At 57.1% G+C, this 10,005-nt stretch carries 7 protein-coding genes, 1 tRNA gene, 2 rRNA genes and 1 pseudogene (1 of these 11 running past the window's edge); 6 read left to right on the top strand and 5 right to left on the bottom strand.

Annotation, left to right across the window (positions count from 1 at the left end):
- The 5 genes from BTN45_RS11685 to BTN45_RS26370 all read left to right on the top strand — a co-directional run.
- Window positions 1-2,374, top strand: a 23S ribosomal RNA gene (locus tag BTN45_RS11685) (it extends 426 nt beyond the left edge of the window).
- 265 nt (window positions 2,375-2,639) lie between these two features.
- A 5S ribosomal RNA gene (gene rrf, locus BTN45_RS11680) occupies window positions 2,640-2,754 on the top strand.
- A 219-nt stretch (window positions 2,755-2,973) separates the two neighbouring features.
- Window positions 2,974-3,050: transfer RNA gene (locus BTN45_RS11675), tRNA-Met, on the top strand.
- A 73-nt stretch (window positions 3,051-3,123) separates the two neighbouring features.
- Window positions 3,124-3,249, top strand: a complete 126-nt coding sequence (locus BTN45_RS26645) for a hypothetical protein (protein WP_281434737.1) — start codon at window positions 3,124-3,126, stop codon at window positions 3,247-3,249.
- Window positions 3,250-3,252: 3 nt separating this feature from the next.
- The gene (locus tag BTN45_RS26370; RefSeq protein WP_246751646.1) at window positions 3,253-3,597 is read left to right on the top strand and encodes a hypothetical protein; all 345 of its coding nucleotides are present in this window, start codon (window positions 3,253-3,255) and stop codon (window positions 3,595-3,597) included.
- Window positions 3,598-4,044: 447 nt separating this feature from the next.
- Here BTN45_RS26370 and BTN45_RS26365 read toward each other — a convergent pair.
- The 5 genes and pseudogenes from BTN45_RS26365 to BTN45_RS11655 form a co-directional block, all read right to left on the bottom strand.
- Window positions 4,045-4,857, bottom strand: a pseudogene (locus BTN45_RS26365) (recombinase family protein); the annotation flags it as partial.
- A 74-nt stretch (window positions 4,858-4,931) separates the two neighbouring features.
- Window positions 4,932-5,795, bottom strand: coding sequence for a recombinase family protein (locus BTN45_RS11665; protein ID WP_246751645.1), 864 nt, complete (start codon window positions 5,793-5,795; stop codon window positions 4,932-4,934).
- 157 nt (window positions 5,796-5,952) lie between these two features.
- On the bottom strand, window positions 5,953-6,117 hold the full coding sequence (locus tag BTN45_RS26360) for a hypothetical protein (protein ID WP_246751644.1): 165 nt from the start codon (window positions 6,115-6,117) through the stop codon (window positions 5,953-5,955).
- A gap of 86 nt (window positions 6,118-6,203) precedes the next feature.
- Window positions 6,204-6,749, bottom strand: coding sequence for a hypothetical protein (locus BTN45_RS11660; protein ID WP_246751643.1), 546 nt, complete (start codon window positions 6,747-6,749; stop codon window positions 6,204-6,206).
- A 642-nt stretch (window positions 6,750-7,391) separates the two neighbouring features.
- Window positions 7,392-7,727 carry a hypothetical protein gene (locus tag BTN45_RS11655; RefSeq protein WP_207587910.1) on the bottom strand — a complete coding sequence of 112 codons (336 nt, stop codon included), beginning with the start codon at window positions 7,725-7,727 and terminating at the stop codon, window positions 7,392-7,394.
- Window positions 7,728-8,574: 847 nt separating this feature from the next.
- Between BTN45_RS11655 and BTN45_RS11650 the strand changes: the two genes are divergently transcribed.
- Complete coding sequence (locus BTN45_RS11650; protein ID WP_207587908.1) at window positions 8,575-9,753, top strand: hypothetical protein; 1,179 nt, start codon at window positions 8,575-8,577, stop codon at window positions 9,751-9,753.
- Window positions 9,754-10,005: the final 252 nt, after the last annotated feature.

Here is a 10,005-nt window from a genome sequence, read left to right as displayed (position 1 = left end):
TGAAATCCTGTCTGAACATGGGGAGACCACTCTCCAAGCCTAAGTACTCGTGCATGACCGATAGCGAACAAGTACCGTGAGGGAAAGGTGAAAAGCACCCCGACGAGGGGAGTGAAATAGAACCTGAAACCGGATGCCTACAAACAGTCGGAGCCCGCAAGGGTGACGGCGTACCTTTTGTATAATGGGTCAACGACTTAGTGTAACTAGCAAGCTTAAGCCGGTAGGTGTAGGCGCAGCGAAAGCGAGTCTGAATAGGGCGATTGAGTTAGTTGCATTAGACCCGAAACCGAGTGATCTAGCCATGAGCAGGCTGAAGGTTGGGTAACACCAACTGGAGGGCCGAACCCATAACTGTTGCAATAGTTCGGGATGACTTGTGGCTAGGGGTGAAAGGCCAATCAAACTCGGAAATAGCTGGTTCTCCGCGAAATCTATTTAGGTAGAGCGTCGACCGAATACCCTCGGGGGTAGAGCACTGGATGGGCTATGGGGACTCACCGTCTTACTGATCCTAACCAAACTCCGAATACCGAGGAGTACTAGTCGGCAGACACACGGCGGGTGCTAACGTCCGTCGTGAAAAGGGCAACAACCCTGACCTCCAGCTAAGGTCCCCAAGTCATGGCTAAGTGGGAAAGGATGTGAGGATCCCAAAACAACCAGGATGTTGGCTTAGAAGCAGCCATCATTTAAAGAAAGCGTAACAGCTCACTGGTCTAAATAAGGGTCTTTGCGCCGAAAATGTAACGGGGCTAAAGCCATGCACCGAAGCTGAGGATTTGCACTTTGTGCAAGTGGTAGCGGAGCGTTCCGTAAGTCTGTGAAGGCGGACCCGTGAGGGCTGCTGGAGATATCGGAAGTGCGAATGTTGACATGAGTAACGATAAAGGGAGTGAGAGACTCCCTCGCCGAAAGACCAAGGGTTCCTGCTTAAAGTTAATCTGAGCAGGGTTAGCCGGCCCCTAAGACGAGGCGGACACGCGTAGTCGATGGGAACCACGTTAATATTCGTGGGCCTGGTGGTAGTGACGGATCTCGTGTGTTGTTCAACCTTATTGGATTGGTTGGGCGGCGAAGAGGTTCCAGGAAATAGCTCCACCGTATAGACCGTACCCGAAACCGACACAGGTGGTCAGGTAGAGTATACCAAGGCGCTTGAGAGAACTATGTTGAAGGAACTCGGCAAATTGCACGCGTAACTTCGGAAGAAGCGTGACCCTTTTGTACGCAAGTATGATGGGGTGGCACAGACCAGGGGGTAGCGACTGTTTATCAAAAACACAGGGCTCTGCGAAGTAGCAATACGACGTATAGGGTCTGACGCCTGCCCGGTGCTGGAAGGTTAAAGGGAGGGGTGCAAGCTCTGAACTGAAGCCCCAGTAAACGGCGGCCGTAACTATAACGGTCCTAAGGTAGCGAAATTCCTTGTCGGGTAAGTTCCGACCTGCACGAATGGCGTAACGACTTCCCCGCTGTCTCCAACATAGACTCAGTGAAATTGAATTCCCCGTGAAGATGCGGGGTTCCTGCGGTCAGACGGAAAGACCCCGTGCACCTTTACTATAGCTTTACACTGGCATTCGCCAAGGCATGTGTAGGATAGGTGGTAGGCTTTGAAGCAGGGACGCCAGTTTCTGTGGAGCCATCCTTGAAATACCACCCTTATCTTCGTGGATGTCTAACCGCGGTCCGTTATCCGGATCCGGGACAGTGTATGGTGGGTAGTTTGACTGGGGCGGTCGCCTCCGAAAGAGTAACGGAGGCGCGCGATGGTTAGCTCAGACCGGTCGGAAATCGGTCGTCGAGTGCAATGGCATAAGCTAGCCTGACTGCGAGACTGACAAGTCGAGCAGAGACGAAAGTCGGTCATAGTGATCCGGTGGTCCCGTGTGGAAGGGCCATCGCTCAACGGATAAAAGGTACGCCGGGGATAACAGGCTGATGACCCCCAAGAGTCCATATCGACGGGGTTGTTTGGCACCTCGATGTCGACTCATCGCATCCTGGGGCTGGAGCAGGTCCCAAGGGTATGGCTGTTCGCCATTTAAAGCGGTACGTGAGTTGGGTTCAGAACGTCGTGAGACAGTTCGGTCCCTATCTGCCGTGGGTGTAGGAATATTGACAGGATCTGTCCCTAGTACGAGAGGACCGGGATGGACGTATCTCTGGTGGATCTGTTGTCCTGCCAAGGGCATAGCAGAGTAGCTATATACGGAATGGATAACCGCTGAAGGCATCTAAGCGGGAAACCAACCTGAAAACGAGTGTTCCCTATCAGAGCCGTGGAAGACGACCACGTTGATAGGACGGGTGTGGAAGCACAGCAATGTGTGAAGCTTACCGTTACTAATAGCTCGATCGACTTCTTCGTTCCCATTGTTCATGCTCATCAAGCGAAGCTTGATGATCTGTTCTGTCTTCACGCTGACGTGGCCTTCGGCCACTACGCTGCAGACGGCGCGCCAAACGATTGGCGACGGACTAGCGTCCTGTATGGGCGCCACGCTCGACCTCGAGCAAGGCAACATACGGATAAGTCACAGAAACGACGTGTAAATTAAAAACGAAGCGCAAGCTTCCCAGCTTCTCGAAAACAACGTTCATGTGAAAACATGAACAATGTTGCGTTTTGCCGACCTGGTGGTTATCGCGGGGCGGCTGCACCCGTTCCCATTCCGAACACGGCCGTGAAACGCCCCAGCGCCAATGGTACTTCGTCTCAAGACGCGGGAGAGTAGGTCGCTGCCAGGTCTGCAAAACGCATCAAAAATCTTCTCATCACATCCCTCGGCCCAGCCGAAAAAAAGGGCCGCCAAAAGCGGCCTTTTGCAGTTTAAGACAAAACTTAAGGAAAACGCCAAGTGCGTCCCTTACAGGAGATAAATTGCTCCGCAATTTACTCCGGCAAAGATCCGTCGTCGCTAAAGCAACGACGTAACCGCGACATTCGGCCTTGCCGAATGCGCTGGACGCGGGGTGGAGCAGCCCGGTAGCTCGTCAGGCTCATAACCTGAAGGCCGCAGGTTCAAATCCTGCCCCCGCAACCACTGAAACTTGTAAATTCTCCCATTCGGGATATTTGCACCGGAGCTCCTCCGCGTAAGCGTCGAGGAGCTTTTTTTGTTTCTGCTCCGTGTCGATCTCGCCGGATGCAATCCGGGCCATCAGATCATTCTGGGCGGCGGTGATGAACTGCTGCTCCATCAGGTCCAGGACCTCCATCGAGGCCATGATGTTGGCGATTGAGCCGTGTACCTGCAAACTGGCCGGTTGATGGCCCGGGGTCTTGCCGATCACGACGGTCTGGATGAGATCACGCACGATCGGCATCAGCCGCTGCTTGGCATGTTCGTCGGCGTTGTTGCGTGCGAGGAAGATCAGCTTGCGGATGCTGATCTCGGTATTGGCGGGATTGAACTGCGCCTTCAGCTTCGCAATCTTCTCCTGGAAATCCTCGGCCGGCTCCTGCGAGTGGGCGAGTTCCAGAACCAGCGCCTCGCGCGTGACTTCCAGTTCGTCCAGTTGATCATCCAGGATGGCAAGCCGCGGCCGGCCGTCGGCATGGCGGTCCTGAATCTGCTGCATGAGACCTGACTGTTTCGACTTGATCGCCGCGAGTTCTGTGGTCAACTGGTCCTTGCGCGAAGGCAGGCTCTTCAGCTTGCTCACCTCATGCGCGACCATCTTCTCTGAAATCCGATCGAAGATATCCATCGAGAAGAAGGCCACAGGCAAGCAGTTGAGGACGCGTTCCTCCAGTTCATGGCGTGTGATGGTCTTGCTGTTACCACAGCAGGCGCCGTCGAGGTCGTCGATCGGCAGGCGCTTCTTGCGGTTGGTGCAGCTATAGCGGTCCTTGCCTGAGATTGCGTAGGGACCTCCGCACTCCGCGCATTCGAGCATGCGGCTGAGCAGATACTCGGGGCGCTGCGTCGCGTTCAGCCGGTTGCTCTGCCCGAAATCGAACAGCTCACCGATCTCTTTCTGACGCTCCTTCACCCGCTGCCATAGGTCGTCGGAAACGATGCGCATCTCCGGCACGTCCGTCAGCACCCATTCGCTTGCGTCGTTGGCGCGCGCGGTGCGTCGTTCAGTCTCCGGGTTCTTGCGGTAGTTACGCTTGTTCCAGACCATGCGGCCGATGTAGCTCTCGTTGTTGAGGATGCCGGTGCCACGGCTGACGTGGCCGCGGATGGCGGTGTCGCGCCACTTGCGGCCGCGCGAGCCCGGGATGCCCTCTTTGTTCAAAAGCTGGGCGATGTCGCGAGGCGACACGCCGTCGGCATAGAGGGTGAAAATGCGGCGAACAACCTCGGCTTTCGCAGGATCGATCTCGCGTAGACCCTTGACACGATCGCCGTTCGCATCGCGCTGCTGGGAGAGCATGTAGCCGTAGGCGAGGCAGGTGGATGCCTTGCCTTTCCGGACGGCCATCTTCATGCCTTCACGGGTGCGGTAGCGGATCTGTTCGACCAGTTCATGGCTGAGCGCGGCGCGCAATGCCATCTCGAGGTCGGTCACCGGCGTGCCGGCGTGGACGGTCCAGATGTCGGCGTCGCAATAGCGAAGCTGTTTGAGGATCTTCGCGCTATGCTCGATGTCGCGCGACAGGCGATCGACGGTGACGCAAAGCACGACATCGATGCGCTCGCGCTTCACATGCGCCATGAGGCTCTGGATGCCGGCGCGGAGCTGGTAGCTGGTTCCGCTGATGGCGGCGTCGGAGTAGATCTCGACCAGCTTCCAGCCCTGACGTGCGACAAAGGCCTTGCCGAGTTCGATCTGCGTTTCGATTGAGACCTCATGCTGGCGGTCGGTGGAATAGCGGGCATAAAACAGAACATTTTTGGTCATTTGCGGAATTCCATATTCATCAATGTCTTCGTGAACACTGGCCGGCATGGCCGGCCAGATCCTTTGTAGCGTGCTCAGCTCTGCAGCTTGCGGCGCCATGCCAATCCTGCAGCACGCTCGGCTGCGGCATCCTGGCGATCCTTCACGCGGTCCCAGAGTTCATCGCTGACGATGCGCAGTGCGGATACGTAATGGTAGTCATCGTCACCCGCCTGTTTACAGGCGCCGATGTAAGCCGGATTGTTGAGGATCCCGGTTCCGCTGGCGCGGTTGCCGCGGATCGCAGCGTCGCGCCAGATACTGCCACGGGGACCGGCCACGCCTTCCACATTAAGAAGTGCAGCGATCTTTGTCGGTGCGATCCCCTCGGCATACATACCGAAAATACGCCTGATGACGTCGGCGGCGACCGGATCGATGGTCTGGAAACCGAAGATGCGCTGGCCGTCGGCATTGCAGGCGCCGGAATAGCGGTAGCCGAACGGGAGGGGCGCGAAGTGTTTCTCCTCGCGCAGGTCATCGGGCACTTGGGCAACGTGGCTGCCGATGGCAAACATCTTGCTGCGGTCATCGATATAGTAATCGGACAGGTTCCGGGCGGTGATACGCTCGCCGGGATCGGCGACCCAGAGTTCGATGCCCTTGCGAGCGAGTTCGCTCAACAGTCGGCTGGCGATATCAAATCGCGAGCACAACCGGTCCAGCGTATGGCAGAGGACGATATCGACCGTCTCGCGCTCGATATGGGCGAAGAGCTTGCGCACGCCGGGCTGCGCCATGAAGACGACTTCGCCGATATCCTCGTCAGCATAGGACTTTGCGAAGGTCCAGCCATTCTCCTTGATGAAGCGGTGCCCGTAGTAGAGCTGCGTTTCGAGGCGGGCATGGTCATGGTATCCGGCAGAATGGCGTGCGTAGAACAGAACGTTCTTGGTCATGGAGTGATCTCCGTTCGAATGGGTGAGGTCGGGGGACATGGTAACCGGCGGCGGGCGACTTGAGAGCCCCGCAGCGATGCCAGATCATCATGGTCTGGCGGTTGGCAGGTAGTGGCGGCAATAATTGCCGCGATAAGGAGCCGATCCTGAGCGCTGGTCAGTAACCCATCGTGGCGCGGTAGGCCGCGGCCTCATCGGTGTTACCGCCAATCCAGCCATGCTGCTGAAGCTTGAGGAGGCTGTCGACGACGCCATCGCGCGCGCCGCACCACGTCCAGCCGGAATCGACGGGGCGGATAATGAAGACTTCGGTGGCTGTCACCTTGATCCGCGTCGCGCCCGTCTCCGCCTTGACGGCTTCGCGAAACAGTCGGTCCAGTTCCTTGATCCGTTGCTTCTGTTCGGCCGTTAGGTGCGCCGGCTGGACGCGGGACGGGGTCTTCGACGGGATGGGCGTCGGGGGATACGGTGGGTGAGGACGAACACACGGTGCACCTGCTTGCGCCGCCAGGGTGCCCGGTCGATATCGACCATCAGGCCGTTATTGGTCACGTCGCAAAACAGCCCGCCACTGATCGCGACGCGGTGGTTTCTCATAAACACGACGCAAGGGTGGCTTTGCTGGATGCCCGTGCGGGCTTTGAGGTATGCCGCAAGGGTCGGGCGACCTTTGATGTCGTGCCATTCTCCTGCATAGCCCAGCAATCGCAAGGTGCTCTCGATCTCGTCCTCGCTTGTCTTTGTGACCGCGGGAGCACGACGGCGGTCTACCCAGCCAGGGCCATGACGGTTGAGGCGCACGGCATCCCGGACGCGGGACATCGGCTCACCCGTGATGGAGGCGATGGCTACTGTGCCGGAATACAGCCGGGATTTGGTGTTGTTATCGACGTCGTGGAGGTGGTGGGTCTTGATCGCACCGAGTGCGGACGGGAGGTCGATGATGTTGGGCACGTTCGGATCCTTCGTATCCAGGGTGGAGTTGAAGGAATGCGTTCACCACTCTGGATCCCTCAGGCGTCCGTTCGCCCTCGATCCCATCTCTTTGTGCCTGAAAGCCACCACACGGATAAGGTGACCCAGGCTGGGCAATGCTCTGCAGGACGGTCCGCACCGGCCAGAGCCTCTGTCAAAATCGGTACGCCACTCGATCATCGGTGTCACGAGCGCGCCAGGAGTCCTCCCTTGCAAGATTGTCCCGGTTAGCAAAAAGCCAATCAAAAACCAGTTTCCGCCATGCAAGGGCTTCCGCTGGCCGCATTCCTGCCGAGGCGTTCACCTCAGCCGCCGGCGACATTATCCGTACCCCTTACGAAATCAATGCAGTGACCTTGCAGGATTCAGGATTATTTGAAAACCTGGCTAACCAGGGCTTGATCAGATCGATAGACTTTTAGCGAATGGGATGGATGCTGATGAGTTGATCTTAGATGATCGGTCCCCCCAGCACTCTGGAAATCCGATTCAGAATCAAACGGCGATTAACCGAGTAATGGGGGGGGAAGTCGCAGAGATTGCAAACGCCGTTGGGCGTTGCCATGGCAGCGTTGGATGGTCACGGGCTGGAATCGCAGTTGGCAGGTCAAACGAAACCGGTCAGTCACCCTCGTCGGCACCGTCAGGATAAAGCAGATGGGGCTTGCGGCGGAAGGGCCAGTCGCCATCCCGGTACTTCTCGACAAGCTCATCGAAGACGGCGTGGGAAGCATGTTCGTCGAACCCCTGCCGAACCAGCATGGAAACGACGATATGCTGAAAGTGTTCCAGCTCTTCGGTCTTCTCGCGCGTCGTCATGCCAGAGATTGTCATGAACAGCGCCGTGCGGGCCACGTCGTCGCGTCCGGGGCGCTTGGCCTTTCTGTCGGCATCACGCAGCTTCTGCTGCCGCTCGCGCTGTTTGCTGTTGCGGATCTCCTCGGACTTTGCTGGCATGCGCTCTTCCCCGTCAGGTCTTAGGCTACGGATGCCAGACCGTTGTCGCTCCGGCAACGCCGTTTGCATGGAATCGGAAATCCCGGTTTATGAATCGTTTTTTTGGGGTTCTGAATCAAATGATCGCAATTTGAGATCAATTGCGGGCACGTTGAGACAGGTCGAGATAAGTTGGCGAGGGACAAACGGAGGACGTGAATCAAATGACCAGCGTTTGGAATCAAAAATATCGGACCTTGAATCAAATGAGCGCAATTTGTCTCGACGTGCGGACACGTTGAAACGACCTGTAGGCAAGCTGACGGAAATCGCCGACGGCTTCCTGTCGCGCTTGCGCCTGCAGGACCATCTCCATTCCCGAATATGAGGCGGCGAACCGAAATCTTCCCGTTTGGTTCATCCGAAGTCGCATGTCATATGACCCAGCCGTTCGCGCGGAATGTGCCATCTTCGGGTGGAAATCGAGCATCGCTCTCAGGCGGCGAGACGCTGGCTTCGTGTTTACTTCGTCGCGTGTTCCCGTGACGGCAAAACTACTTCGTGAAGGCCTTAATGTGGGAGATCGGCTATCCGGCTTCGGATTCTGGATTTTGCGGTGAAATAATATCGATCGATTATGAAGTGAATAATTTTTATAATTATCGTATATATTGATATTAATTGATTAATATGTCGTATATATTTAAATATAGCCTCTGAAAGCCGCAGAAAAATAAAGTTTATAATCGAATGTATACTATTGGTATGTTTTACTTGAATTTGCGTTAAATCTGAATTGGCGCGATTATATAGTCATCCGATGCGTTGTTCGTCGGACACATTGTAAACGCGTCACACGGAGACTTCCATGCGCACCAGAAATACCAAGACCACTGCGAACGCCGCCTTCTCCTATGACTATGAAGAAGAGGGGATCGGGCATACAACGCGCGATCTGCTCGAAAGCAGCGCTGCCAACATCTTCGACCTTGGCCGCCGCACCACCGAGCAGACTTTCGAGCTCGGCGATCATCTGGCAAAAGCCGCGGACCTGCTGGCCGACGGCCGGTTCGACAAATGGGTAAAGATGCGCTGCGGTCTCTCTGCGCGCAGCGCTCGCAACAATATGGCGGTGTTCCGCAATCTCGGTCAGTTCCGTGACGAGTTGGTCGACCTCTCGGTCGGAGCGACCGCGCTGTACCACCTGAGTTCGGCGACCGAAGACCAGGTTAAGGCAGCGATCGCCTTCGCTGAACACAATGGGCGCCTTCAGGTCTCCGACGTCAAGACCATTCTTGCCGGTGGCGAAGAAGGTGGCGACAAGGCCGAGAAGGACGATCAGTTCTGGACCGGCGGTGTTGGCGGGCTGAAAGTGTTGATTGCGGCCAAGATTCGCGATGGATTGAAAGCGTTCATCGAGCACGTCGTGACGATCTGCAAGGCGGTCGAGGCTGCGCTTAGCAGAAGCCGTGTGATCAAGGAGGCGCTGGCGAAGGAAATCCAGGATATCGCCCGCGTCGCACGTCAGGAACTCGAAAGCCTGGCCTTGTTCCTCGAGCCGGAGCTCGATTATGGCCGCAACACCCGGCCGACGAAGTTCCCGAAGAAGACCGGCTGGGCCGAGGTCAACGACACGCTCTATACATTGGGGGGTGTCGATAGCTGGCCGAAGTCGAAGGACATGCGTGACTGGCTTGCGCTGCATGTGCTTCCGGTGCTCGGCTGGGCTGTGTCCAAAGAGCGGAAGCCGGAATGGCCGCTCGCGGCGCCAACTGCTCCGGCTTCCGAACCGGTGGTTCCGGCAGAAGCGGAGAGCGTCGGCGATCGTCACGATGGCGAGCCGGTTATGTCGGACGAGGTCTCTGACGATGCCGATGGCCCGGATGAGGCGATCGACCGGTTCGGTGCTGCGCTGGAGGAGGCGACAGGCGGCTTCATGACGGTCAGCCGTGAAGCGCCGCGCAACCGCAAGCAGTTTGCCAAGGTGCCGGCGCTTGCCGATGACAGCGTCGCCGATGTTGAACTCGCGCCAGGGGTCACGCGGTAAGATGCAAGTTGCACGAGGGCCGGGCGACCGGCCTTCCCGCCAAACTCGAAAGGGCCGCATGTCGGCCCTTTTCCTTTTGCTCGATGATAGCGAGCGGAAACGTTGAGGTCGAGCGTTGCGATCGCCGGACGCGTTCATCGGCCCGGACTTCGTGAGCCCGTCGTTAACTATGTACCGGCTTTGTTCTTTTTTGTTGTTCCGGGTCCTTGAGCCCGGCTCCCGGTCCTGCCAGGTTGGGGTCGTTCGGAAGAC

Origin of the sequence: Rhizobium sp. ZX09, assembly GCF_017357485.1 — a bacterium.
GTDB classification, from domain to species: domain Bacteria; phylum Pseudomonadota; class Alphaproteobacteria; order Rhizobiales; family Rhizobiaceae; genus Agrobacterium; species Agrobacterium pusense.
Note: the sequence above shows the minus strand (reverse complement) of the source record. Positions and strands in the feature narration are given on the sequence as shown.

Coding starts and splice junctions, on each gene's coding strand:
- BTN45_RS11650 (WP_207587908.1), top strand. CDS start 8,575: ATGCGCACCAGAAATACCAAGACCACTGCGAACGCCGCCTTCTCCTAT.
- BTN45_RS11655 (WP_207587910.1), bottom strand. CDS start 7,727: ATGCCAGCAAAGTCCGAGGAGATCCGCAACAGCAAACAGCGCGAGCGG.
- BTN45_RS11665 (WP_246751645.1), bottom strand. CDS start 5,795: ATGACCAAGAACGTTCTGTTCTACGCACGCCATTCTGCCGGATACCAT.